The following is a 25,616-nucleotide window of genomic DNA, read 5'->3' on the forward strand; positions in this document are numbered from 1 at the left end:
GCGTCCTCGCCGCAGCCTCCGCGATCCACCGTTGCCGTCGATCAGTAACAGACGCGATGGTGGCAGGAACTCATGATGTCGATCTGGTGAACGCCTTCGCCGTCATGAATCCCCAGATTTCCCGCGTTTTTGCGCGGAGAATCCAGACAGAAAGTGTTGCCCTCTTGCCTGGCCGGACTGAGGAGACGCATACCGGGAGGTAGTGCCGCCGTCGTCCGGGCTTTGTGATTTGAGACTAATTCCGGGTTTTGTTGTCTGTCAAGCAAAAGTCGGCGAGCGTCGGGAGAATGTCGCCGAGCGGCCTAGCCCACCATGGAGCCGGAGAGGCCCAGAACCATTGCATCGATGCGCTGTGGAGACATGGCATGGTGGATGGCGAGCATGCTGGCGCCGAGAACGCCGGCGTCCAATCCGGAGCTCGACTGGACAATCTGGAGATGCTGGGTTGCCAGCGGAATTGTGCGCGAGTAGACCACCTCACGGATACCGGCGATGAAATGCTCGCCGGTAAGGGCCATCGAGCCGCCGATGACGATCACCGACGGATTGATGAGGCTCACGCAGGCGGAAAGAACCTCACCCACGTCCCTGCCAGCCTGACGCACCGCGTGCACGGCTTCAGTGGTGCCGGCGCTGACCAGTCGCACCACGTCCTCGCTGGTGTTCGCTTCCAGGCCCAGCGCGCGAAGTTTCGAGGCGACGGCCGGTCCTGAAGCGACCGCTTCGAGGCAGTCCTTGTTTCCGCAGTGACAGGGCACGCCACCGCCGTTGTGCACGCGGATATGGCCGATATCCCCGGCCACTCCGTCAGCGCCGCGCTGCAGCATGCCGCTGGACACAATCCCCGAGCCGATACCGGTGGCAACCTTCACGAAGATGAGGTTGTCCACCTTCGGCCAGGCGACATTGCGCTCGCCCAGCGCCATGATGTTCACGTCGTTGTCCACGAGGATCGGGACGTGGAAGTGGTCCTGCAGATGACCGGGAACGTCGAAGCCGTTCCAGCCGGGCATGATCGGAGGGTTGATGGGCCTGCCGGTCCTGTGTTCTACAGGACCCGGTACGCCGATTCCAATTGCCAGAAGGTCCGTCATGGCACGCCCGGTGCCTTCAAGCAGCTCGGTTCCCAACTCGACAACAGCCTGCAGTACGACGTCGGGGCCCTGCGTGACCTCGATGGTCCTACCGGCCTCACGCAGACGGTGGCCGGTCAGGTCAGTGACGGCCACGCGCAGGTGGGAGGCGCCAATGTCTACGCCCAGGACGACCTTGCTGCCGGCCTTCAACGCAATGCGGGAGGATGGCCGTCCACCGGTGGAAACGGCGTCGTCGACGAAACCCACGAGGCCCAATTCCATCAGCGCTTCAATGCGCAGCGTGACCGTCGATCGCGCCAGCCCCATCTGCTCGGCGAGCTCAGTGCGGGTGCGGGGGCGGCCATCGCGCAGGATCTGGAACAACTCGCTTGCTCCAGAGGAACCAAGGCCATTGAAGCTACTTATGTCACTCATCGACTAATTACAGCACACTTTCGACAGAACGTGGCGATAGATCACCCGAAGTAAAGCGAGGCAACCGGGCTGCATCGATGTCTCTCAGGCATGGAGGCGCAGGAAGCCGGCGGGATTCCGGATGAGGGGTTCGAACGCGAGCTCCGCGGCGCCGACCAGGATAGGATCTTCGCCCAGGGGAGCCAGTTCAATGGCCACGCGCTCCCTCGGGCCGCGCGTACCCGGAGTCCGCAGTGCCTCGCTCAGGGCGTCGGGGGCGGCGCGATCCAGGATCCGCAGGAACCCTCCCAGCACGATCATGGAGGGATTCAGCAGGTTGACGACGCTCTTGAGCCCTACGGCCAGGAGCTGGACCTGCCGCTCGATGATCTCCCTCAGCTCCTGGGACCCCTCTTGCTGCAGCTTCTCCATCACTGCTTCTTCAAGGTTCTCCGTCTCACCCGCAGGGAGACCGACGGCGGCAATCAGCTCTTCGCGCGTGACCTCGGCTTCCAGGCAGCCGGAAGACCCGCACGTGCACGCCGCGCCGCTGGAACGCACATGGGTGTGTCCCAGCTGACCTGCAAACCCGGTGGCGCCGCTGATGAGACGGCCGCCGCTGATGACACCTCCGCCGATACCGCTGGCTCCCCCATAGAGATAGACGAGGTCTGACACGTCGCGGCCCGCGCCGAAGGTCGCCTGGGCACGGGCACCCACAACGGCGTCGTTCGCGGCGATGACCGGAAGCTTCAGCGCATCGCTGAGGAGTGCGGCAAGCGGTTCATCACGCCAGCCGAGGTGCGGCGCTTCGATAACGGTTCCGTCTCCGGGATCCACCAGCCCTGGAATGGCCAGCCCCACCCCCATGATCCGGTGTCCGGTGGGCAGCGACGTGCGCATTCCCGAGTAGACCGCTTTCACGATGTTCACCACTTCGGCGACCGATGGCGCACGAACCGTATGGAACCGTACCGGATTCACGATGTGGCCGCCGAGCGAAACAAGCGCCACGCTGACGACGTCAATATCCGGGTTCACGGACAGCGCCAGCGCCCCGCGGCTCGGCTCGATCATGATGCTGGGGCGGCCGTGCTGCTGCGCCAGGTCGAGGTTGCTCTCCATTACGAGGCCCAGCTGGACCAGTTCGCCGACAAGTGCGGCGATGGTCGAACGGTTGAGCCCGGTGGCCCGGGTGAGCTGTGCGCGGGAGACGCCCGCCATGGAGTGCACGAGCCGCAGCACCGTTGAGAGATTGTGCTGCCGGGTTGAATCGCGGTTATTGCCGAGGTTGGTACCCGCAACCGTGCGGCGAATGCGTTCATCCTGCGCGGGCGAAGTCATTTCGGAGGAACGCGCCTTCCTGGCAGATCGCCTCGGTGCCGGATTTGTTCCTTCATGATAACGGGGAAACGCGGGTGTGTACGGCGGGGCGGTTGCGGCGCGGCTGCTGCTGTGGAGAGGCCGGAATGAGGTTAGTTGGACTCTACGTCTTCGATGACGGAGAAGAGCATGCGCTCGAGGCTGCTGCGCAGGTGGTTTTTCCGGTGCGGCTTTCCTTACCGAACACCCCCAGCACGTCATCGGCTACCTGGTAAGCGATACCCGCGTAACGCCCAAAGGAGGTCAGCGCGGCGACAGCCGGTTCGGGCGCACACGCCAACACGGCGCCGGCCTGCAGCGGTGCCTCAAATGAGTAGACCGAGGTTTTCTGGTGCGCCGTTTTGGTGATGTCCTCGAGGGAAGGCATGTCCGCCGTGCGGCTGAACTCGATGTCGAGAACCTCGCCGCCCACGGAGCAGAAAATGGCGTCGTCGAGAATCTCGTCAAGCCGCCGGCGCACGGCGACAGAGGCATCGATGCTTCTCAACAGCCGGAAGGCACCCGAGAGGGCGAGGTCGCCGGCAAGCACGCCCGCCGATACTCCCGCATGTTCTGCGGGCGCTGAAGGTACACCGGCACGCAATGCCCTGTTCCGGTAGTGGCCGGACACGTTGGGATTGCCGCGACGCACGAAGTCGCGGTCAATGACGTCATCGTGAATGATCAGCGCACTGTGCAGGAGCTCGTAGGAAGCCGCCAACTGCGCCGCGCTCGGGAAGTCGGCGCCCCCGAGCTGCCGGTAGGCGAGCATCACCAACCGCGGGCGGGAGCGTTTGCCGCCCGCGGTTGCCCGTTCGAGAGCTTCCCAAAGCCCCAGGTAGGTCGCGTTGACCGATACAGCGCGGAGTTTCGCGTCGATGAAGAATCGCTGGATCGCATCTTCGACCAGCTCGAGGTCCGTATTGCCCTTCAGCGCATGGTCCACGTTCAGGTTCACCGACTCATCCTCCGGTTCCGCCGGCTCCCGGTGCCCGGGAGCCGGCTGGTGGGCTGCAACCAGCTTCCGGCTAGACCTTCACCGGCTTGGCTTTTGCCCGTCGTGTTTTGCCGCGGTTTGCGAAGCGCTGCTGCAGCAGGACCGCTACGACGAGAATCAGGCCGCGGACCAGCGCCTGGATGGAGGTGTCCAGGTTGTTTTGGGTGAAAACGTTCACCAGGGTGCTGAAGATCAGCACGCCGAGGACGGTTCCCATGATGGTTCCGCGCCCACCGATCAGAAGGGTTCCACCGACGACGACTGCGGCGATTACCTCGAGTTCGAGGAGCAGACCGTGGGTGGACGTGCCCGCTGTGGTGCGGCCGAGCATCATGACCCCGCCAATGCCGGCGGTGAGACCCGCGAGGACGTACAGGTAGACCTGGTGGCGCTTCACCTTGATACCCGCGAGCCGGGCCGCCTCAAGATTTCCGCCGATGGCGATGGTCCGGCGGCCAAAGGTGGTGCGATTCAGGAGGAACCAGCCCGCCACGGCCACGATGACAAAAATCCAGACCAGGATCGGAATGCCCAGCACATCACTGCGCATAATTTGCGAGAAGTCGCGGTTGGTCACAATCTGAGTGCTGCGGCCGGAGATGAGTTCGGCAAGCCCGCGAGCGCCGACCAACATGGCAAGAGTGGCAATGAACGAGACGACGTTGCCATAAGCGACCACCAGTCCATTGACCAGACCGGCGAAGGCGCCGACCGCCAGTGCCACAATCACCATGAGGATCCAGGATGACTGGGTCGCTGCCAACTGCACGCTGGTGAGGCTCGCAACCACCGAGGTCAGGCCGAGCACCGAGCCCACCGAGAGGTCGATGCCGCCCGCGGTGATGACAAAGGTGACACCGACACTCACTACGCCGATGATCGATGCGTACCGCAGGATGGTGAGCATGTTTTCCGGGTTGAGGAACCGGTCCCCGCTGGTGGCCGCTCCCACGACGAAGAGCAGCGCGAGTGCGATGACCAGTCCCACGTTCCGCCCCGCCGGACCTCTCAGGAAGTTCTGCACGGGGTTGGCCCTGGGTGCGCTATGGTCGGCCGTCGCGTCGGGACGCGGTTCAGCCACCTTGGTATTCTGCTCGCTCACGCGGCACTTCCCTTCATGACGAGGTCGAGCACTCCGTGCTCGTCTAGATCGCTTGCTTTGGTGTGAGTGAGTACTCTGCCGTCATCGATAACGAGAACGTTGTCCGCGAGGCCGAGCACCTCCTCGATTTCGCTGGAGACGACGATGATTGCCGTTCCGGCTGTCGCGAGTCTGCGGATGAGAGCGTAGATTTCAGCACGCGCGCCGACGTCAACGCCGCGGGTCGGTTCATCCAGCAGGAGGACCGAAGTTCCGTGCACCAGCCAGCGGGCGAGCAGGATCTTTTGCTGATTTCCGCCGGAAAGAGTGCGGGCAGGGCGATCCGGATCGGCTGGACGCAGCTCCAGGGCGGCAATCTGCTCGCGTGCTGCATCCCGCTCTGCACGCTCATTGAGGCTGCCGGCCCGAGCAAACCGTTCGAAGCTTGAGAGCGTCACGTTCTTGAAGATCGGCTCGTCGAGGATCAGGCCCTGACTTTTGCGTTCCTCCGGCGAAAGTCCGATTCCTGCGTTGACCGCGGCGGGAATGGATCCGGGCTTGAGCAGCTTGCCGTTCACGGACACCTTCCCTGAGGAAGACTTGCGCGCACCGTAAATTGTCTCGAGAATCTCGGACCGCTTGGATCCGACAAGCCCGGCGAAGCCGACGATTTCCCCTGCGCGCACCGTGAAGCTGACATTTTCGAAGTGGCCGTCGAGTTCCAGGTTGTCCACCTCCAGGACCACGGGTGCGTCGGACGCCACCGGCTGTCCCTCCGGAAAGACGTTCTCGACGTCGCGGCCGGTCATGCGCCGAATGAGTTCCGCCTTCGGGGTGTCAGTGACACTGAGCCCGCTCGCGGTGCTGCGGCCATCCTTGATGACGGAGATGCGGTCACCAATCTGCCGGATCTCTTCGAGCCGGTGGGAGATATAGACGACGGCGATGCCCTGCGCGGTGAGTTCCCGAACAACGCGGAACAGGTTGGCGACCTCGCCGGAGTCCAAGATGGCACTGGGCTCATCCATGATGATCAGCTTGATGTCCCGAGACAGGGCGCGCGCCATGCTCACGATCTGCTTGTTGGCAGCCGAAAGCGTACCAACCTCGGTGGACGGCGACAGGCTGCCGTGCCCAAGCCGCTTCAACAGATTGCGGGCAATTGCGTTGGTCTTCTTTACGTGGAGCACGCCGCCGCTGGCCCGCTCATGGCCGAGGAAGATGTTCTCGGCGACGGAGAGTCCGTCCACGACGTCAAGTTCCTGGTACATGGTGGCGATGCCGAGATCCAGTGCTGCGGTGGGGCTCGGAATTGAAATCGGCTCGCCCTCCCAGCGGATCTCGCCGCCGTCGGGCTGGTGCACGCCCGAGAGCGTTTTGATGAGAGTGGATTTGCCGGCTCCGTTTTGGCCCATGACGCAGTGGACTTCGCCCGGAAGCACCTGCAGGTCGACGCCCTTGAGCGCCTGGACACCCGCAAATTGCTTGGTGATTCCTCGAACTTCGAGCAATGGCTTTGGCTGATCTTCTTCGAACATGAGACGAAGCTAACACATTATGTCGGCAATCGGTATAAAGTCGTCGATTTCGCTCAATCTTCTGTTATTGTGATTGCAGTCACGCGAAGATGCGGGCCTGCAGAGGCAAGCTGTTCCGCTCGCGAAGACGCACCCAACTCATTGAGGAGATACACATGCTTGCAGTTCGTACGGGCCGGAAGATGCTCGTCACCACCGGTGCTTTCCTGGCTGTCGGTGCCCTTGTTACCGGGTGTACTGCCGAAGCGGGCAACACCAACACGCAGCCCACCAATGCATCCGTTGAGGGCAACCAGGCCGAGGGCGACACCGTAGTCATCGGGTTCTCCGGGCCTGCTGCCGACCACGGCTGGCTCGGTGCCATCAACTCCGCTGCAATCGCGACGGCGGAGAACTACCCGGACATCGATCTGCGCGTAGCCGAGGGAACCAATGACGCGAACCTGCAGATCAGCCAGGTTGAGCAGTTCATCAACGACGGCGTCGATGCCATCGTGCTGCTGCCGACCGACGGCGCCGCTCTGACCCCGGTCGCCACCCAGGCCATGGAAGCCGGCATCCCCGTCATCAACGTGGACCGCGAATTCTCCAGCCCCTTCGCGGCACGCACCACCATCCTGGGCGACAACTACGGAATGGGAGTCAGCGCAGGCACTTACATCTGCGAGCAGCTCGAGGGCAATGACGATGCAGTGGTTGCCGAGATCGCAGGCATCGACTCGCTGCCGCTGACGCAGGACCGCAGCCAGGGCTTCGCGGACGCACTGGAATCCTGTGGCCTCGACGTGGACAACCGCGTCGCAGCCGACTTCACCGTCCAGGGCGGCGAGGCAGCAACATCGCAGCTGCTCTCCGCTGCTCCCGAGATCGACGCAATCTGGAACCACGACGACGATCAGGGCATCGGCGTCCTGGCCGCCATCGACAACGCAGGCCGCGATGAGTTCTTCATGGTGGGCGGCGCAGGATCCGCGAACGCAATGCGTGAGATCCAGTCGGGCGAGAGTGTTCTCCAGGCTACTGTCATCTACCCGGCCACCCAGGCTGCGGACGGCATCCTGCTCGCCCGCCTGATCGCTCAGGGCAAGGCCATGAGCGACCTGGTGGAAGTGGAAGTTCCGAAGCGCATCGTTCTGAACGCACCGGTTGTCACCAGCGAGAACGTCGATCAGTACCTGCCGACGGCTTTCGAATCGTAGAACCTTATCGAGGTGGGGCGCCCTTGCCAGCGACAGGGCGCCCCACCTCGATCCAACTGCTTTTATTACCGCCGCCGGATAAAGAGGAAACATGCTCAACGACGTACCACCCCTGAAGGTTGCCCTGATCGGACACGGATTCATGGGAGCTGCCCATTCACAGGGATGGCGGGTTGCACCGCGATTCTTTGACCTGCCGGCCCAGCCGGAGATGGCCCTGCTTGTGGGGCGCAATGCCCGTGGCGTGGAGGCGTCGGCGCGCAAATGGGGTTGGGAACAGACTGATACGGACTGGCGGGCTGCCATTGCCCGCGATGACATCGACGTCATCGACATCGTTACTCCCGGTGGATCCCACGCGGAGATCGCCATTGCTGCGCTCGAGGCCGGCAAGCACGTCCTCTGCGAGAAGCCGCTCGCCAACACCCTCGAAGAAGCTGAAGCGATGGCCGCTGCCGCTGACCGCGCCGGCAACAACGTTTTCGCCATGGTCGGCTTCACCTATCGCCGCGTTCCGGCGGCAGCCTTCGCGAGGGACCTGGTTCAGTCCGGCGCGATCGGCGAGGTTCGCCAGGTGCGTGCCGCCTACCTGCAGGATTGGTTGGTTGACCCTGAAGCTCCGCTGACCTGGCGCCTGCAGAAAGACTCGGCCGGCTCCGGAGCCCTCGGGGACCTCGGCGCACACGCGGTTGACCTCTCCCAGTTCATCACCGGCCAGAAAGTCACCGGCGTCAGCGGCATCCTCAATACCTTCGTTCATGAACGCCCGCTGCTGGCCGAAGCCTCAGGTCTCGCAGGCACGTCCTCAGCCGAGCGCGGCAACGTTACCGTGGATGACCTCGCGCTCTTCACCGGCCGGTTCGACGGCGGTGCAGTCGGTTCATTCGAAGCCACCCGGATGTCCACCGGCCGCAAGAATGCGCTGCGCATTGAAGTGGCCGGGTCCACCGGCGCCATCTCCTTCGACCTGGAAAACATGAACTCGCTCGGCTTCTACGACGCAACTGCACCTGATACCCGCCAGGGCTTCACCAACATCATGGTCACCGAACCGGCTCACCCCTACATGTCAGCCTGGTGGCCCACCGGACACGCTTTGGGCTACGAGCACGGTTTCGCACATCAGGCCAAGGATTTCGTCGAAGCCATCACCGAGAACCGCCAGCCGGAGCCGTCCTTTGCAGACGGCCTCCAGGTACAGAAAGTCCTGAACGGGGTGGAACGCAGCGCAGAAGCCGATAGCGTCTGGACCAAGACCATCTAGTACCAGCGTTTTCCGGCTTGCGTCAGTGAGAGGACCCACAGTGCCAACTCCACCCCTGTCAGTACAGCTCTATACAGTCCGTGAAGCACTCGAAGCCGACCTGGACGGCACCATTGACCGCCTTGCAGCGATGGGCTTCACTCGGGCCGAGCCCTACAATTTCGCCGCTAACACGGAGGCGCTCAGCGTTGCCCTGCAACGCAACGGAATGACCGCGCCAACCGGTCACGCGCCACTGCTCGACGGCGACCGCGACCTGATTTTCGAGGCTGCCCGGACGCTGGGCATCGGCACTGTCATTGATCCCATGGTTGATCCTGTCCGCTGGAGCACCGAAGAGGCGATTGTTCAGACCGCCCAGGCGCTCAATGAGGTGGCGCTCCTCGGGGCGGAGTACGGTGTCACGGTTGGCTACCACAACCACTGGTGGGAGCTGGAAACCGACTTCGACGGCCGTACCGGTCTTGAATTGCTCGCTGAAGCCCTGGATCCCGCCGTCGTGCTGGAAGTGGACACTTACTGGGTGGCAGTGGGCGGGCAGAATCCGGCGGAGCTGCTGAAGAAGCTGGGCGACCGTGTCCGGTATATCCATATCAAGGACGGTGCTGTCGACAAGGACAACAAGTCGCAGGTTGCCGTAGGCGCAGGCGCAGGCCGGATGGACATTCCTGCGGTGCTGGCAGCAGCCGCCTCCGTGGAAGTAGGCGTCGTCGAGCTTGATGACAGCGCCGGCGACCTGTTCCAGGCGCTTGAGGACAGCCTGCGTTACCTGCAGCCGGACTCCAGGCAGGCACAAGCATGAGCGGGCCCGTGGGCGTCGGCATTATTGGCGCCGGCGTCATCAGCAAGGAGTACCTGACCAATCTCACCGCGTTCCCCGACGTTCAGGTCCATATCGTCGCGGACCTCTTCCCGGACGCCGCCCGGGCGCGTGCCGAGGAGTTCGGGATCGCTGCCTCCGGGACTGTCGAGGACGCGCTCGCACACCCGGACGTCGACATCATCGTCAACCTGACCACTCCCGCCGCACATGTGCCGGTCGCCCTCGACGCTGTGGCTGCGGGGAAGCATGTCTGGAGTGAAAAACCGTTCTCGCTCGACCGCGAATCCGGCCGGTCCCTTCTGAAGGCCGCGTCCGACGCCGGCCTCCGCCTGGGCTGCGCCCCTGACACGTTCCTCGGCGCCGGCCTGCAAACGGGCCTCCGGATGATCCAGCGTGGGGACATCGGAGTGCCGCTTACAGCGTTGACCCTCATGCAGTCCCCCGGGCCTGAAGCCTGGCACCCCAACCCCGCCTTCCTGTTCCAGGAGGGCGCCGGCCCGCTTTTCGACATGGGCCCCTACTACCTGACAACCCTCGTTCAGACTTTCGGTGCGATCGAGACCGTTGCTGCGCTCGGTTCACGGTCGCGGGAAACGCGCATTATCGGCTCCGGCCCGCGCGCCGGTGAGGAGTTCGCCGTCACCGTTCCGACCCATGTGAGCACCCTGGTGCAGTTCGAGCGCGGCGCTTCCGCCACGAGCAACTTCAGCTTCGATTCACCGCTTCCCCGGCACGGTTTCGTCGAGATCACCGGGTCGGAAGCCACAATCGCCTTCCCGGATCCCAACATGTTCGACGGCGACATCCGCCTCCACCGCCACGGCGCCGAAGACTGGGAGACCTTCCCGTCCGTCGGTTCCACCTACGGTCGCGGCACAGGCGTCCTCGACATGGCCCGCTCGATCCGCGCCGGCGTTCCACACCGCGCGCAGGGCGAAACCGCCTTCCACGTCCCGGACACCATGGCGTCGATCGCCGAATCGGTGGAGGGGCACGCGTTCGTTGACGTCGCCAGCTCAGCCGTTGCGGCCGAGCCCCTGCCCGAGGACTGGGACCCCACTACCCGCACTCTTTCCTGACCTACTACACAAGGAGAAAATCATGGCACGCAATTTCACCCTGTTCACCGGGCAGTGGGCAGACCTGCCGTTCAAAAAGGTGGCCGAACTCGCCGGGCAGTGGGGGTATGACGGCCTTGAGATCGCAGTCTCCGGTGACCACCTCGACGCGTGGCGCTGGGACGACGACGATTACATTCAGGATCGTCTCGACATCCTGGAGCGCAACAACCTGAAGGTGTGGACCATCTCGAACCACCTCAAAGGCCAGGCTGTTTGTGACAGCCCGATTGACTTCCGCCACGAAGCCATCGTGGGGCCGAAGGTCTGGGGAGACGGCGATCCCGAGGGCGTCCGGCAGCGCGCTGCGGAGGAAATGAAGCTCACCGCCAAGCTCGCGCAGAAACTCGGTGTGAAGACGGTCGTCGGCTTCACCGGTTCCTCCATCTGGCAGTATGTCGCGATGTTCCCGCCGGTCAGCCAGGACGTGATCGACGCCGGTTACCAGGACTTCGCCGACCGCTGGAACCCCATTCTCGACGTCTTCGATGACTGCGGCGTGCGGTTCGCGCACGAGGTGCACCCGTCAGAGATCGCGTATGACTACTGGTCCACCCGCCGGGCGCTCGACGCCGTCGGCAACCGTTCCGCTTTCGGGCTCAACTGGGACCCGAGCCACTTCATGTGGCAGCAGATCGACCCGGTAGCCTTCATTTCCGACTTCGCGGACCGGATCTACCACGTGGACTGCAAGGACACCAAGATGCGGATGGGGGGCGGCCGCAACGGCATTCTCTCCTCACACCTGCCCTGGGGGGACCCCCGCCGGGGCTGGGACTTCGTCTCCACCGGACGCGGCGACGTGCCCTGGGAAGACAGCTTCAGGGCACTCACCGCCATCGGCTACGACGGGCCGATCTCGGTTGAATGGGAAGACGCCGGCATGGACCGCCTGGACGGAGCCCCCGAGGCGCTGGCCTTCCTCAAGAAGTTCGACTTCGCGCCGTCGTCGTTGTCCTTCGACGCCGCGTTCAAGCAGTAGGCGCCTGGAGTTTAGTAGCCTGTCCCCTATGCGTGAACTCCAGACGAAGATCATCGAGGAAATGGGCGTCCGGCCCGCCATTGACGCTGCGGAAGAGATCCGGCGCCGGATCGACTTCCTGAAGGACTATGTGCGCGCTACGGGCACCAAGGGCTTCGTGCTCGGAATCAGCGGCGGCCTGGACTCCACTCTCGCGGGCAAGCTGGCGCAGCTGGCGGCCGAGGAGCTGCGGGCTGACGGTACGGATGCCACCTTCGTCGCTGCGCGCCTGCCGTACAACGTCCAGCATGATGAGGACGATGCCCAGGCGGCTCTGGCGTTCATCGATCCGGACCGGTCTGTCGTTTACAACGTCGCTCCCGCCGTCGACGGTTTCCAGCGTGAGTTCACCAGCGCTGCCGGTAATGAAATGTCCGATTTCAACAAGGGCAACGTCAAGGCGCGCGTACGGATGGTGGCGCAGTACGCCCTTGCCGGCGATGACAACCTGCTGGTCATCGGCACCGACCACGGCGCGGAGTCAGTCACGGGATTCTTCACCAAGTACGGCGACGGCGGGGCGGACATCCTTCCGCTGTTCGGACTGAACAAGAGGCAGAACCGCCAAGTGCTGAAGGAACTCGGCGCGGAAGAGCGCCTGTACAACAAGATTCCCACCGCAGACCTGCTCGATGAGAACCCGGGCCAGACCGACGAGCATGAGCTTGGCCTCACCTACGAGCAGATCGACGACTACCTCGAGGGCCGGGACGTCCCCGAGGAAGCTGCGCACTCGATCGAGCGCCGCTACCTCATGACCCGGCACAAGCGGACGGTTCCGGTTTCCATCCACGATTCCTGGTGGCGCTGATTAGGTAACGTAGCTTCTGTGAAGATCGCTACCTGGAACGTCAATTCCCTCCGAGCCCGTGCCGACCGCGTGGAAGCCTGGCTTGACCGCTCCGATGTGGACGTCCTTGCCATCCAGGAAACCAAATGCAAAGACGACAACTTCCCCTGGGACATGTTCGAGAAGAGCGGCTACGAGGTGGCCCACTTCGGAATGAGCCAGTGGAACGGCGTCGCCATCGCGTCCCGGGTTGGGCTGACCGACGTCGAGCGCACGTTCCCGGACCAGCCGGTGTTCGGCAAGGACACGGACCCGGTGCAGGAGGCCCGCGCGATCGGCGCCACGTGTGGCGGCGTTCGAGTCTGGAGCCTGTACGTTCCGAACGGGCGGGCGCTCGGAGACCCGCATATGGCCTATAAGGTGGAGTGGCTGGAGCTGCTCCGCAAGCACGCCGTCGGGCTGCTGGAATCCGACCCCTCAGCCCAGGTGGCGCTAACCGGCGACTGGAACATTGCGCCCCAGGATGAGGATGTCTGGGACATTGACCTCTTCCTCAACAACGGCTACACCCATGTCAGCCCGCCGGAGCGCGCCGCGTTCCATGCCTTCGAGAATTCCGGCTTCACCGACGTCGTCCGCCCGCATACCCCCGGCCCCGGCGTCTACACCTACTGGGACTACAAGCAGCTGAGTTTCCCCAAGCGCATGGGCATGCGAATCGACTTCATCCTGACCTCGCCCGCCCTCGCCGAGCGCGTCCGCGGCGCATCAATCGACCGTGAGGAACGCAAGGGCAAGGGCGCATCAGACCACGCACCGGTCATTGTGGAGCTGACCTGACCCATGGCTGACGTACCGGGCACGGGCCGCAGCTTTCCCTACGTCTCTTTCCTGCGAATTTACGAACCGCTCGATGCCTTCAGTGACGCGCAACAGCTCGCCATCCTCGAACAGCGCACCCGTAGGCGCAGGGTCACCGAACACCTGGACCGCTTGGACGCCCTTCGCCGCATCACGCGTGCGGTCTCCGACCCCTTCCCCCACCATGCCCAGGACCTCGTGCGTGTGCTGCATTTCCCCCGCAGCAACGGCACCACTGCGCCCTACTACTGCCCCAACCAGCTCGCGGTACGCACCTTCCTGGCCGCCGAATCCCTGGAGCAGACCATTCGCGGTCCGCTGATGGACGTGCTCCTTCCCGAGGTTTCCCGTGAAGCCCATCAGGCGCGGCTGGACCCGGAAACCCTGGCCGATTCCACCGCAAAGCTGCATACCCGGTCGGCCACCTGGGGGGTCCCCTTCGCCTGGTTTGTGCTCATCCACGAGGACGACCTCACGGAGGTGGTTGACGACGACGGCGAGGTCCACACCGTCCGCGTCGCGGTGACCATCGGCGAGGGGATTGACCGTGCCAGGCGGGCGTCCGCCAGCCTCGCCATTGCCGCCCCGGAACTGGACCTGCTTGAAGAGCTGAGCGAAATTACGGAGTGGCTTGAGTCCTTCCGTCGTGATGCCATCGTCGAGCTGGATTACGGGCCGGTGGCGGATCTGGTGTTCCCTGACGAGTCCCCCATGGACGTCCGGATGGGCATCGAGTGCCTCGCGGAAGCGGACATGACCGGCGCGGCCGCCGCGTACCGCCGCCTCGCGTCACGGTGGGTTCCCATCCGCCAGCTCGCCCGCGCCTCCTGACTGAGCGGGTGCAGCAGCACATGCAGCTCCGCCGGAACCGCGCTTTTGTCCGGTTCTGGCTCGCCTCGACGGTGTCGGACTTCGGCACCTACCTCACCACCGTGGCGCTCTCCGTGCTCATCCTGGTCACGCTGGACGGGACGGCCCTGGATCAGGGCGCCGTCAATGCCGCCCGCTGGCTTCCCTACCTGCTCTTCGGTTTGCTGGCCGGCGTGCTGGTGGACCGCTTCCGCCGGCGCACCGTGCTGGTGGCGGCGGATCTGGGACGCGCAGCGGTCCTCGCCGCACTGTGTCTGTTCGCACTTCTGGGCTCTGCGTCCATTCCATTGCTGGTGGTGTTGATGTTTCTGTTCGGCACCCTCGCCCTGGCCGGTGACGCGGCCTATCAGTCCTTCCTTCCCCAGTTGGTGGCCCGGCCCCGGTTGGTCCACGCGAACGCCCGGCTGCAGCAGAGTGAAACGGTGGCTCAGGCCTCGGGCGGGGCGGTCGCCGGCGCGGTCGTCGCTCTCGTCAGTGCGCCCTTCGCGCTCCTTATCGACGCGCTCAGCTACCTGCTCTCCGGCCTTGTGCTGCTCACCGTTCCTTCCCGTGAACCGCCGATCACCAGTACGACGACGGTGCGCAGCCGGATCGCCGAGGGCCTGCGGTGGATTTACGGACACCGGATGCTCCGGCCCCTGGCGCTAAGCACTCACGTCTGGTTCGTCGGCTCAGCGATGCTCGGCACGGTCCTCCCTGCGCTGATCCTGAAGGAACTCCAGCTCGGCGCCCTCGGTTTGGGCCTGGTCCTTGGCGGAGCAGGCATCGGCGCAGTGCTCGGCACCACGCTGTCGCCGGGCTGGGGCGAACGCTGGCGTCTTGGGCGGGTCATGGTGGCGGCGCGGCTGATTCAGCCGGCCGCCGTCGTCGTCGTGGTTATTGCACCGCTGATAGCGGCTGGGCAGACGGGCGGCGGGAGCATCGAAAGCTGGCCGCCCGCGGTGTGGGCGGCGTTCGCGTGCGCGTTCCTCGGTCAGTTCCTCTTCGGGCTGGCGATGGGAGCTGAAGGGCCGCTGGAAATGGGGTATTGGCAGGGAGTCACCCCGGACGCGCTGACCGCCCGAATGAGCGCAACGAGACGGTCCGTGAACCGCGGCATGATCGTGGTGGGCGCTCCGCTGGGAGGCTTGCTGGCAACGGCGTTCGGTCCCGTCGTCGCGCTCGGTTTCGCCGCCGGTATTCTGCTGCTGGCCGCGCTGATCCTGGCGCTGTCACCGTTCCAAACGGCATCAGTCGAAGACGCAACCGAAGCGGTCAGCTAACGCCCTCCACCGCATACGACACCTTGGTGACGCCCTTCTTCGACTTGATCTTGGGAATGCTCAGCCTGCCGACGTCGGTCACATCGCGGACGTGGGTCCCGCCGCATGGCACGCCGAAGGTCTCGTTGTAGAGAACAATCCGCGCCGGCTTGTTGGTCGGGATGTTGTCTGGAACGTGCCGGCAGTATTCACCCATCTCGGCCACCGGCATGAACCTGATCTCGTTGCGGCTGCCTTCCCCGATTACCTTTGCTACCTCGTTCTCGATGCGCTGCCGAATCTCCTCCACGTCGCCGGGCACCTCACCGCTGTACTCGACGAAGGACATATGCGGGTAGTGCGCGCCCTTCCCGGGTACCCAGGGCAGCGCCAGCCGTTCGACAGCGAGGTCAACGATGTGGCCTGCGGAATGGAGCCGGGTGTTGACCGCCCTCCGGTCGGCGTCCACTTCCAGTACGACGCCGGCGCCTACGGATATTCCTGCGTCCAGCGCTGCTTCGCCCACTCCTCCGCCCGGACCCAGGTGGTGAACCACACCGTGCTCGTCCAGACGGACCTCGTCAACAGTGAACGCGGCGTCTCCTGCTCGGATTGTCCCGATGTCCCAATCCTGTCCGCCGCCGCGGGGGTAGAAGCAGGTGCGGTCCAGCATGAGGTCAACGCGACCGTCGTCGGCCGTGGTGACGGCGGTAACGGTTGCGGAATTGGTCAGCACATCGAAGTCGTCAAGGTAGAGGAGTTCCGTAGCCATGCGTACCAGCCTAGCGACCGTTCCCAGCCGGTGTGGGCAACGGTCAGCGGGGCGCCGGTCCGGTCGACGTGCGCTGGATGAGCTCGTGGGGCTGCGTGGGCGGCTTCAGCACGGGCACCGCACCCTCAAGCTCACTCAGCAGGAGTTCAGCGGCGAAAGCGCCCTGCTCCTCCGGTTTCTGCCGCACCGTGGTTACGCCCATGGGCTCCGCGAACTCGTGGTCATCGATGCCGACGATCGACAGTTCAGCGGGCACACTGATTCCCAGCTCTGCGGCAGCGACCAGCGCGCCGAAAGCCATTTCATCCGACGAGCAGAAGAGCGCAGTGGGCCGCTCCCGTACGGTCGCGAGCATTCGCTTGACGGCCACTTTCGCCTCGCTGAAGCGGAAGTCGCCAAACACGGACCACTCATCCCGGATGGGCAGGTTGTGTGCCGCCATGGCCGCCAGATAGGCCTCCTCGCGGATCCTCGGTACCTCGAAGGAGAGCCCGTCGTCGCCCCCGCCGCGCACGTGGCCGATCTTCGTGTGCCCAAGGGAAATGAGGTGCTCGACGGCGTCGCTCACCGCACCGGCGTCGTCGATACCCACGTGCCGCACGCCCTGAACAGAGCCGCCCACCACTATCGTGGGCGACTCCAGTTCGCGTAGCGACCGGTGCTCGGCCTCAGTGAGCTCCATGCACATCACCAGAAGCGCGTCGATCCTTTTCCTCAGGATCGACCGGTGAAAAACCCGCTCGCGGTTCATCCCGGTTCCGCCCAGACTGAACACAATGAGGTCGTATCCCGCAGCCCTCAGCTGGCGGTCCACTCCCTCAAGGACAGCGGAAAAGTACCAGCGTTCGATCTGTGGCAGGAGCACGCCCATCGCCATGGTGCGCCCGGATGCCAGTCCGGACGCCGCCGACGACGGCACGTACCCGAGTTCCTGGGCGGCGGTCAGGACCCGGGCGCGGGTGCCGGCCGACACGCCGGCCAGCCCCCGCAGGGCACGCGACACCGTCGCGGTTGAGACCCCCGTGGCTACCGCAACATCCTCGATGCCGGTCACGGTTGCATCAGCCCTTGAGACCACCAGCCAGCAGCCCGCGGACGAAGTACCTTTGCAGTCCGAAGAAGACCAGCAGCGGGACGATCATCGAAACGAACGCGCCTGCTGTCAGCCGGTGCCATTCGCCGCCGCGCGTTCCGGTGAGCTCAGCGAGCCGTTGGGTAATCGGCGCAACATCGCCGGTTCCTCCGGAGAACACCAACGCCACCAACAGGTCATTCCAGACCCACAGGAACTGGAAAATCGCGTAGGACGCCAGAGCCGGCACCGACAGCGGGATGATGATCCGCCAGAAAATGGTGGCGTGTCCGGCACCGTCCACCCTCGCCGCCTCGATAACTTCACCGGGAATCTCCGCGATGAAATTGTGCAGCAGGAAGATGGCCAGCGGCAGCGCGAAGATCGTGTGCGCAATCCAGAGCTGGGCGTAGGATCCGGACGGAAGAAGCTCGAATTCGCCGATCTTCAGGTTGACGAACAGGGTCAGCAGGGGAATCAGCGCCATCTGCAGCGGAATGATCTGCAGGGCAAAGATGAACACAAACAGTGTGTCCTTGCCCCGGAACCGGCTCCAGGCGAAGATGTACGCCGCCATTGAAGCGATGACGAGCGGGATCAACGTTGCCGGGATGACGATAGCCAGGGAGTTGATGAAGTACTGGCCGAGGTTTGGAGACTGGCTGCCGCCTGAGACAAGAACGTCGGAGTAGTTGTCGAGTGTGAATTCGAAGTTCGCCAGTACGTTCCACCAACCGTTCTGGTTGATGTTCTCCTCCGGCCTGAACGAGGAGATGAACAGTCCGGCAGTCGGAACGGTCCACACGACGGCGATAATGACAGCGGCGATGGTGGCGCCGCGCGAGGTGAGCTTTTGTTTGACCCGCTTGGCGATCGGCGGCTGTATCGCAGTGTCTTCCCCGGTGTCTTTGGTGCCCATCGCTGGGACAGCTGGTGTCGAGGTCATCGAATTTCCTTCTGCTTCTTGAGCACGCGGGCGTTGTAAATGACCACGGGCAGCACCATCAGGAACAGAATCAGCGCCAACGCTGCGCCGCGGCCGGGCTCATTGGCCCGGAATGCCTGGGTGTACATCTCGTTCGCAATCACCGAGGTGTCGTAGTTTCCAGCCGTCATTGTCCGCACAATGTCGAAGACCTTCAGGGTGATGATGGTGATCGTTGTAACCACCACAACCAGTGCTCCCCGGATGGACGGGATGGTGATGCTCCAGAACTGCTGCCAGGCAGTAGCGCCGTCCAGGCGTGATGCCTCCACAATGTCGGCGGGGATGCCCTTGATCGCCGCTGAGAGGATCACCATCGCGAAACCGACCTGGATCCACACCATCACGGCGATGAGGAAGAAGGTGTTTCCCGGCGCCTCGAGCAGGAACTGGCGGGGCTCGCTGCCGAACCAGACGAGGATCTGGTTGACCAGCCCGATCTGCTCCTGTTCCGCGCCACGGTAGGCGTACATGAAGTTCCAGATAATGCCTGCGCCCACCATCGAGATGGCCATCGGCATGAAGACGAGGGCCTTCAGCACCCTCTCGCCGTGGGCCTTGTCGATGAAGACGGCATACACGAGCCCGATGATCGTCGAGATGGTCGGTACCAGAATCACCCACAGCACCGTGTTCCGGAGAGTGACCAGGGCCGTCGGCTCCGTGAACATCCAGATGAAGTTGTCGATGCCGTTGATGTTGCCGTCGCGATCGGTGAACGCGAGGAAAGTGGTCTGCAGCGCCGGCCAGACCATGCCAATGATGAGCAGGATTGCAGCGGGCGCCAGGAACCCGATGATCGTTGCCTTGTCACGGAATGACTTGGGTGCGCGGTCCACCAGCAGCATGATGATCCCGATAACGGCGGCGAAGATCGCCATGGCGATTACCACCTGAAGGAATTTCTCGCCGAGATCCTCCATAGCGCAGCCTCCTTGCTGGGTGCGGTTGAATATCAGGACAGACCCGGCGTCCCACTACTGTGGAACGCCGGGTCTGAAGAGGGAACTACTGGGGCCAGCTGCTTTCGATGGTGTCAACCACTTCCTGCGTCGGCGTGCCGTTGATCCATTCGACGATGCCGCTCCAGAAGGAGTTGGCGCCCACGGCGCCCGGCATCAGGTCAGAGCCGTCAAAGCGGAAGACTGTGTCTTCGCTCTGCAGCAGCTCGATGGACTGACGGTCCAGCGCGCTCTGCGCCAGCGAGGGGTCGAGAGCCTGGTTCGCGCTGATGGCGCCACCCAGTTCGACACGGTTGTTGGCGAATTCACCGCTTGCCATGAACGTCTGGAAAGCAACAACGGCGGGCTCATCCGAGTAGGCAGCGACAAACTCGCCGCCACCGGTGATGGCGCTGCTGCCTTCCTCAACACCCGGAGTCATGAAGGCCCAAACATCTCCGTCTTCGGCAACCTCGGTTCCTTCGGGCCAGTTGGCCGCCTGGAAGGATGCCTGGTGGTGCATGGCGCACTCGCCGTCGAGGACCGGCTGGCCGGCGTCAGCGAACGGAGTGGTCAGGATGGAGCGAACGTCACCGAAACCGCCGTTGACGAATTCATCGCTCTTCAGGATTTCACCGACGGAATCGAAGGCTTCCACGATTTGGGGGTCATTGAACGGAATCTCATGGTTCACCCACTGGTCATAGACCTCCGGGCCGGCCTGGCGGAGGACGTAATCCTCAACCCAGTCGGTTCCCGGCCATCCCGTGGCTTCCCCGGACTCGAAGCCTGCACACCATGGCTTCATGGTGCCCTCGGCAGCGATGTCCTCAGTGAGGGTCATCATCTCGTCGAGGGTGGTGGGAACTTCCCAACCCTTCTCCTCGAAGGTTGCAGGGTCATACCAGACGTAGCCCTTGACGTTGGCGAGCATCGGCGCGGCATAGAACTCGCCGTCCACCGTGCCGTAACCCTTCCAGTCCTCGGACCAGTTCTCGTCCACGAGTGCTTCGACTTCAGCAGGGGCGGGCAGGACGTTGCCGCCGGCGACCTCTGCTGCCAGAAGACCCGGCTGCGGGAAGATCGCGATGTCCGGCGGGTTGCCGGCCTGTGAACGAACGCCGATCTGGGTCTCGAATTCCTTCGAGCCTTCGTAGACAACCTCGACGCCGGTGCATTCGGCGAAGTCTGCCCAGGAACTCTCGAGATTCTCGGCCTCGATGTCCACGATTGTTGAGTAGACGTTTACCTCTTCACCGTCGAAGGTTCCGTATTCCTCGTAGGCGGCGCAGTCAGCTGACGGTTCTTCGCCGCCTCCTTCGCCCTCGCTTCCTGATCCACAGGCAGAGAGTGTAAGCGTGAGTATGCTGAGCGCGGCCAGTGGCAGCACAGCTTTGTTACCGCGAATAATCGCCATGAAAATGACTCCTTTGTCCGGCAGCCGGGCACTCAGTGGTCACCGCCGCCTTGCCTCTTGATACCATCAAAGTAAGCGCTTACGTAGTGATCTGCAACACTCAGCGCACCCCACCGTCTCGTCGATATGCAATCGTGACCCGTATCCCTACAGAGGAGCCCTATGACCACCTCCGATCTCTCTCCAGCACGCACGGTTCAGGCAGCTGGCGGCGCCTGGTGGGAAGACGCCGTCATCTACCAGATCTATCCGCGCTCTTTTGCAGACGGCAACGGTGACGGCATGGGAGATCTGCACGGCATCACCGGCAAGCTGCCCTATCTGCAGAACCTCGGTGTGAACGCCGTGTGGCTTTCCCCCTTCTATGTCTCCCCGCAGGCGGATGCCGGGTACGACGTCGCCGATTACCGGGACGTGGACCCCCGCTTCGGCACGCTGGCCGATTTCGACGCCATGCTCACTGAAGCCCACGAGCGCGGACTCAAGGTGATCGTCGACCTGGTGCCGAACCACACTTCCGACGAGCATGAGTGGTTCCAGGCTGCCCTGCGCTCACCGAAGGGCTCCGCCGAACGCAACCGCTACATGTTCCGTGACGGCGGCGGCGAGAACGGCGAGCTGCCCCCGAACAACTGGCAGTCGATCTTCGGCGGCAATGCCTGGACGCGGGTCGAGGACGGCCAGTGGTACCTGCACCTGTTCGACACCAAGCAGCCGGACCTGAACTGGGAGAACCCCGAGGTCCACGAGGAAATGATCTCCGTCCTGCGCTTCTGGCTGGACCGCGGCGTGGACGGCTTCCGCATCGATGTGGCGCACGGCCTGGTCAAGGCGGAGGGTTTGCCGGATTGGGCCGGCCGGGAAAGCATGGTCGGCGACGTGCATAACCCGGATGCGGCAGAGGAAGCAGCGGCGACCGAACCCACGCCGCCGTACTTCGACCAGCCCGGGGTGCACGCCATCTACCGCGACTGGAACCGCGTCCTGGCCGAGTACCCGGGTGACCGCATGCTCGTGGCGGAAGCCTGGGTGGAGCCGGCCGAACGGCTCTTCCATTACGTTCGCCCAGACGAGATGCAGCAGGCCTTCAACTTCGACTTCCTGCGCGCCGGCTGGGATGCGAAGCGCCTGAGCGCGAGCATCACCGAATCCCTTGCACAGGCAGGCAACGTCGGCGCACCCAGTACCTGGGTTCTCTCCAACCATGACACCGTCCGGCATACCACCCGCTTTGGCCTGCAGGACCCCACGCAACTGCCCAAGGGCGTCGGTGCGCAGGATGAGCAGCCGGATGAGGTCCTCGGCCTGCGCCGCGGACGTGCAGCGCTGCTCACTATGCTGGCGCTGCCCGGCTCGGCCTACCTCTACCAGGGAGACGAGCTTGGCCTGCCCGAGCACACCCTGCTGGACGACACTGTCCGCCAGGACCCGGCGTTCTTCCGGACCGAAGGCGTTGAGCGAGGCCGCGACGGCTGCCGGGTGCCGCTTCCGTGGAAAGCTGGCGCGCCGGGGTTCGGTTTCAGCACAACGGACGACGACGGCACCTCGCCCTGGTTGCCCCAGCCCGCCGGATTCTCCGGGTACGCAGCGGACGTGCAGGTGGATCGCCCCGGCTCAGTGCACGAGCTTGTGAAGGCCGCACTGGCCGAGCGCTCGTCCCGCAGGCTGGGCCGCGGCTCACTTGAATGGGCACCGGAACACCGTGCCGAAGACGGCGTACTCGCGTTCACCAATGGTTCAGCGCTGGTGGTTGCGAACATGGGCGCGGAGCCCGTCGAACTGCCTGCCGGCGTCGTCGTCATTGCCAGTGCGGAGGATGCGGTGACGAACGGTGCGAACGGTGCGAACGGTGCGGAGACAGGCACATTGCTGCAGCCGGACAGCTCAGTGTGGATCGAGCGGTCCTGACACGGCCGGAGCCGCAATAAGGGCCTAGCGCACTCTCTCGGCGCGGGTAAACCGCGAGCGGGCACCGGAGCTGATGCTGATCAGCACCGGTGTCTGCACCCCGAGGACGGCGTCGAGCGCCAGGACAAGCGCTGACACCTCCTCTGCCACAACCTGGGGAGCCACCCCCTGCCGTGGGGAGACCCGCACCTTGAGCGCGGGCCGGCCACGGAATTCATAGGTGGAAACGGCCGAATTCACCAGGTCCACCCGCTCGCTCAGGGCGGCCTTGAGCGCCTGTTCTGCTACCGCTGCGTTGATGGTTACGCTGCCGGGGACCGGCTGGTCGTCGTCGTCATAGGCAAGGGTGCCTGACCGCCCCTTTCCCTGGTTGGCTACCCACGCAAACATGAGGATGACCAGCAGGATCATCAGCAGCGCTACGACAATCCAGAGCCAGCTGTCGCGCTGCCCGGAGAGGGTGGTGGCCGCAAGGACGCCGGCGATCGCCTCGCCCGCCTGCCCGGCCACTGACTGCCACCAGCGGGCCACGGCGGGCACACCCAGCGCCATGGCCAGGGCACCGGCCAGCATCAGTGCCAGTCCGAACACGGCCAGCAGGACCCGGTTGAGCGTCCGCGGGGTCTGGTTCATTGCCCGATCACCCCGGACTGGGCAACTGTCACCCGGACCAGCGGCACCGGATCAATTGCTGTCCGGTGAAGTTCATCCTCGACCGCGGCCTGAACCGATTGTTCGCTTACCGGTATGCCGGATGTCGGCCGCACCTGCACCTCTGCCAGACGCCGGTCGATGGTCACCAGCACCTGCTCCGGGGTCACGCCGGCGGCCACCCGCGCACGGCGTGCCAGGGAGGAGGCCAGCACTTCCGCATCGACAACGACGGCGGCACGCTCGTTCGGGATGCTCAGCCGCGCCTTCCTGCCGGGCAGCACAGCGGCGAGGAAGAAAATAAGCCCCGCCAGAAAGGTCAGCCCTCCGGCTGCGGCGAGGACGGTAGAGGAAATTCCGCCGGGAAGCGAGCTGATCCAGCCCGCTGCGGCCTCCGGACCGAGCAGCCACGGATCCTGGCCAAGCGCCTTCAGGGCTGCTTCGAGCATCACATAGAGGGCGGAGATGATAACCAGCCCGGCCATGATCGTGGAAGGAACAGCGCGCGATGAGTGGGTTTCCCGCCGGATGACGTCCGAGGTCAGGCGGGTCGTTTCGTCGGTCATCTTGCCCTCCCCGTGCCGGTTACGCGGGCACCGGTGACCCGGATGTCCACCCGGCTGAGACGCGATCCGCTGAGCTGCACCACCCGCTCTAGAATCTCCCCCTTGGCGCGGTGCACGCGGTCCTCGACGGAGCCGCCGAGGACGGCCACCGCTGCGGGGTCTGCTGCCACCCGGTGCAGCGGGGGGACTGGGATGGGAAGGGCAAGGTTGAGCGCAAGCAGCCCGGCGTCGTCGAACCAGGTGGCCCGGATGTCCCGCACCGGCACGTGCAGGACGTCGGCAGCGACGCCGCAGGCCGTGCTGGTGAGAGCCTGCGTGCTGATGCGGTTGTGGCCGGCGAGCCGCTCCCGTGCGGCAGGTGCGGTCACGATGAAGAGCGGCGGCCGGCCAGGGCGTCGCGAACACTGCGCAGGTCCAGCTTGCCCTCCGCAACCCGGCCCACAAAGGCACCGATGGCCATGAACAGTGCCACCAGAAGGAAACCCCAGAAGTGGAAGATGAGCGCGGCGAAAGCCAGAATGGTGCCCACGAGGATCCCGACGACGGTGAGGTTCATGGTGTCTCCTTAGCTCGCCGCCGGGCGCGGCTTGTCGGTGCTCTTCGGGTCATTCAGGCCGGGCACATGCACGTCATTGATTTCGACGTTGACTTCGATGACCTGCAGTCCCACCAATTCACCCACAGCGGCGAAGACGGCCGCGCGCACCTGATCGGCAACGGCGGTCAGCGGATAGCCGTATTCAGCGACGAGGTTGACGTCAACAGCCGCCTGGACTTCCCCGACCTCCACGTGCACGCCCTGGGCGAGGTCGCCGGCACCGACGACGTCGCGGAGCGCTCCGAGGGCGCGGCCGGTACCGCTGCCCAGGGAATAGACCCCCGCTATCCTGCGTGCCGCGATGGCGGCGACCTTGGCTACGGCCGTCTCGGAGATGGTTGTCCTGCCGGTTGGCGCCGCGGTGGCAGGCGGAATGCCCGCCGGCCGGATTTCCTGCTCGTTCTCCATGCTGACCCCCTTTCTCTTTTGCCCAGCCTAACCCTTCCGCTGAAGGTTTGACACGCGGGCGAAAGGCTCAGCGGACGGGTTCGCTGCAGTGGAGTTCGAGCCATTCCTGCACCGGCTTCAACGCCTCTCTGAACGCCGATTCGTCGAACTGCCCGGCACCCTCGGGGCCGCTCTCAGCGGCGTCCGCCACCCGGGCAAAATGCGGCTTGAGTTCCTCCGGAACCTTGCCGTGAAGGTAGTGCAGTTGGTCCTCAAGTCTGGTCATCGTCTCAGGATCCTCGTCCCCCATGAAGCTGAGCGGCGCGAGCAGCACCGAGGAGACGCCGGCGGCCACAACCAGGCAGTCCTTCATTTCCGCCCGCTCACTCTCCGCTCCTTGAGCAAGCCTGCGCTCCGGCGCCTGAGATTCGGAGGGATCGGGCTGCGGTGACCCCGGCAGCTCGGCGGGCATGCTAAGGCTGCTTGTCGCCTCAGGTGCGGAATCGGCGCACCCTGACAGAGCCAGGGTCAGTACACCGGAAACGGCCACGGCGAACAAGGGTCTCACGCCTGACAGGTCCTTCCGTTCAGCTGAATTGGCGGATGTAGCGTCCGCTGCCCGCGGCAACGCTCCACGGGATTAACGGTCGAGCGGCCCAGTCTT

At 64.3% G+C, this 25,616-nt stretch carries 26 protein-coding genes; 10 read left to right on the plus strand and 16 right to left on the minus strand.

Features of this window, described 5'->3' with window-relative positions:
- Positions 1-302: 302 nt before the first annotated feature.
- The 5 genes from Q0877_RS06530 to Q0877_RS06550 all read right to left on the minus strand — a co-directional run bounded on the left by Q0877_RS06530 (position 303) and on the right by Q0877_RS06550 (position 6,468).
- Entirely contained in the window at positions 303-1,511 is a 1,209-nt protein-coding gene (locus Q0877_RS06530; protein WP_299166578.1) for an ROK family transcriptional regulator, read from the minus strand.
- Between the two features lie 84 nt (positions 1,512-1,595).
- On the minus strand, positions 1,596-2,834 hold the full coding sequence (locus Q0877_RS06535) for an ROK family transcriptional regulator (RefSeq protein ID WP_299166579.1): 1,239 nt from the start codon (positions 2,832-2,834) through the stop codon (positions 1,596-1,598).
- 142 nt (positions 2,835-2,976) lie between these two features.
- Entirely contained in the window at positions 2,977-3,810 is an 834-nt protein-coding gene (locus Q0877_RS06540; RefSeq protein ID WP_299166580.1) for a polyprenyl synthetase family protein, read from the minus strand.
- Positions 3,811-3,880: 70 nt separating this feature from the next.
- Entirely contained in the window at positions 3,881-4,873 is a 993-nt protein-coding gene (locus Q0877_RS06545; protein WP_299166623.1) for an ABC transporter permease, read from the minus strand.
- Between the two features lie 74 nt (positions 4,874-4,947).
- Complete coding sequence (locus Q0877_RS06550; RefSeq protein ID WP_299166581.1) at positions 4,948-6,468, minus strand: sugar ABC transporter ATP-binding protein; 1,521 nt, start codon at positions 6,466-6,468, stop codon at positions 4,948-4,950.
- Positions 6,469-6,623: 155 nt separating this feature from the next.
- On the opposite strand from Q0877_RS06550, the gene Q0877_RS06555 reads away from it, so the two are divergent.
- From Q0877_RS06555 to Q0877_RS06595, 9 genes are all read left to right on the plus strand, one after another.
- The gene (locus tag Q0877_RS06555; protein ID WP_299166582.1) at positions 6,624-7,667 is read left to right on the plus strand and encodes a substrate-binding domain-containing protein; all 1,044 of its coding nucleotides are present in this window, start codon (positions 6,624-6,626) and stop codon (positions 7,665-7,667) included.
- A gap of 91 nt (positions 7,668-7,758) precedes the next feature.
- Positions 7,759-8,931 (plus strand): Gfo/Idh/MocA family protein, encoded by a 1,173-nt coding sequence (locus tag Q0877_RS06560; RefSeq protein WP_299166583.1) that lies wholly within the window; start codon positions 7,759-7,761, stop codon positions 8,929-8,931.
- A gap of 40 nt (positions 8,932-8,971) precedes the next feature.
- Positions 8,972-9,733 carry a sugar phosphate isomerase/epimerase gene (locus Q0877_RS06565; protein WP_299166584.1) on the plus strand — a complete coding sequence of 254 codons (762 nt, stop codon included), beginning with the start codon at positions 8,972-8,974 and terminating at the stop codon, positions 9,731-9,733.
- Positions 9,730-10,833, plus strand: a complete 1,104-nt coding sequence (locus Q0877_RS06570; RefSeq protein WP_299166585.1) for a Gfo/Idh/MocA family protein — start codon at positions 9,730-9,732, stop codon at positions 10,831-10,833. Before Q0877_RS06565 ends, Q0877_RS06570 begins: the two co-directional genes overlap by 4 nt.
- A 22-nt stretch (positions 10,834-10,855) precedes the next feature.
- Positions 10,856-11,854: a sugar phosphate isomerase/epimerase gene (locus Q0877_RS06575; protein WP_299166586.1), complete on the plus strand. Its 999-nt coding sequence runs from the start codon at positions 10,856-10,858 to the stop codon at positions 11,852-11,854.
- Positions 11,855-11,882: 28 nt separating this feature from the next.
- On the plus strand, positions 11,883-12,704 hold the full coding sequence (gene nadE / locus Q0877_RS06580) for an ammonia-dependent NAD(+) synthetase (protein WP_299166587.1): 822 nt from the start codon (positions 11,883-11,885) through the stop codon (positions 12,702-12,704).
- Between the two features lie 18 nt (positions 12,705-12,722).
- On the plus strand, positions 12,723-13,523 hold the full coding sequence (locus Q0877_RS06585; RefSeq protein ID WP_299166588.1) for an exodeoxyribonuclease III: 801 nt from the start codon (positions 12,723-12,725) through the stop codon (positions 13,521-13,523).
- A gap of 3 nt (positions 13,524-13,526) precedes the next feature.
- Positions 13,527-14,375 (plus strand): hypothetical protein, encoded by an 849-nt coding sequence (locus Q0877_RS06590; protein ID WP_299166589.1) that lies wholly within the window; start codon positions 13,527-13,529, stop codon positions 14,373-14,375.
- Positions 14,376-14,383: 8 nt separating this feature from the next.
- Complete coding sequence (locus tag Q0877_RS06595) at positions 14,384-15,676, plus strand: MFS transporter (RefSeq protein WP_299166590.1); 1,293 nt, start codon at positions 14,384-14,386, stop codon at positions 15,674-15,676.
- Here the strand turns inward: Q0877_RS06595 and Q0877_RS06600 are convergent.
- The 5 genes from Q0877_RS06600 to Q0877_RS06620 all read right to left on the minus strand — a co-directional run bounded on the left by Q0877_RS06600 (position 15,669) and on the right by Q0877_RS06620 (position 20,842).
- The gene (locus tag Q0877_RS06600; protein WP_299166591.1) at positions 15,669-16,427 is read right to left on the minus strand and encodes an alanine--tRNA ligase-related protein; all 759 of its coding nucleotides are present in this window, start codon (positions 16,425-16,427) and stop codon (positions 15,669-15,671) included. The two genes, Q0877_RS06595 and Q0877_RS06600, sit on opposite strands and share 8 nt — an antisense overlap.
- 43 nt (positions 16,428-16,470) lie before the next feature.
- Positions 16,471-17,481 carry a LacI family DNA-binding transcriptional regulator gene (locus Q0877_RS06605; RefSeq protein ID WP_299166592.1) on the minus strand — a complete coding sequence of 337 codons (1,011 nt, stop codon included), beginning with the start codon at positions 17,479-17,481 and terminating at the stop codon, positions 16,471-16,473.
- Between the two features lie 7 nt (positions 17,482-17,488).
- The gene (locus Q0877_RS06610) at positions 17,489-18,418 is read right to left on the minus strand and encodes a carbohydrate ABC transporter permease (protein WP_299166624.1); all 930 of its coding nucleotides are present in this window, start codon (positions 18,416-18,418) and stop codon (positions 17,489-17,491) included.
- Between the two features lie 23 nt (positions 18,419-18,441).
- Entirely contained in the window at positions 18,442-19,407 is a 966-nt protein-coding gene (locus Q0877_RS06615) for a carbohydrate ABC transporter permease (protein ID WP_299166593.1), read from the minus strand.
- 85 nt (positions 19,408-19,492) lie between these two features.
- Complete coding sequence (locus Q0877_RS06620; RefSeq protein WP_299166594.1) at positions 19,493-20,842, minus strand: ABC transporter substrate-binding protein; 1,350 nt, start codon at positions 20,840-20,842, stop codon at positions 19,493-19,495.
- 162 nt (positions 20,843-21,004) lie between these two features.
- On the opposite strand from Q0877_RS06620, the gene Q0877_RS06625 reads away from it, so the two are divergent.
- Positions 21,005-22,750 carry a glycoside hydrolase family 13 protein gene (locus Q0877_RS06625; RefSeq protein ID WP_299166595.1) on the plus strand — a complete coding sequence of 582 codons (1,746 nt, stop codon included), beginning with the start codon at positions 21,005-21,007 and terminating at the stop codon, positions 22,748-22,750.
- Positions 22,751-22,774: 24 nt separating this feature from the next.
- Here the strand turns inward: Q0877_RS06625 and Q0877_RS06630 are convergent, their stop codons facing one another.
- The 6 genes from Q0877_RS06630 to Q0877_RS06655 form a co-directional block, all read right to left on the minus strand.
- A complete protein-coding gene (locus tag Q0877_RS06630; protein ID WP_299166596.1) occupies positions 22,775-23,383 on the minus strand; it encodes a hypothetical protein in 609 nt (202 codons plus the stop codon).
- Positions 23,380-23,967, minus strand: a complete 588-nt coding sequence (locus tag Q0877_RS06635; RefSeq protein WP_299166597.1) for a DUF6286 domain-containing protein — start codon at positions 23,965-23,967, stop codon at positions 23,380-23,382. The genes Q0877_RS06630 and Q0877_RS06635 overlap by 4 nt, the downstream gene beginning before the upstream one ends.
- Positions 23,964-24,335 (minus strand): hypothetical protein, encoded by a 372-nt coding sequence (locus Q0877_RS06640; protein WP_299166598.1) that lies wholly within the window; start codon positions 24,333-24,335, stop codon positions 23,964-23,966. Before Q0877_RS06640 ends, Q0877_RS06635 begins: the two co-directional genes overlap by 4 nt.
- On the minus strand, positions 24,332-24,523 hold the full coding sequence (locus Q0877_RS06645; RefSeq protein WP_277359790.1) for a DUF2273 domain-containing protein: 192 nt from the start codon (positions 24,521-24,523) through the stop codon (positions 24,332-24,334). Before Q0877_RS06645 ends, Q0877_RS06640 begins: the two co-directional genes overlap by 4 nt.
- 9 nt (positions 24,524-24,532) lie before the next feature.
- On the minus strand, positions 24,533-24,973 hold the full coding sequence (locus Q0877_RS06650; RefSeq protein ID WP_299166599.1) for an Asp23/Gls24 family envelope stress response protein: 441 nt from the start codon (positions 24,971-24,973) through the stop codon (positions 24,533-24,535).
- Between the two features lie 67 nt (positions 24,974-25,040).
- Positions 25,041-25,520, minus strand: coding sequence for a hypothetical protein (locus tag Q0877_RS06655; protein WP_299166600.1), 480 nt, complete (start codon positions 25,518-25,520; stop codon positions 25,041-25,043).
- Between the last annotated feature and the right edge of the window lie 96 nt (positions 25,521-25,616).

Origin of the sequence: uncultured Arthrobacter sp. (genome assembly GCF_947495145.1) — a bacterium.
Taxonomy (GTDB): domain Bacteria; phylum Actinomycetota; class Actinomycetes; order Actinomycetales; family Micrococcaceae; genus Arthrobacter_D.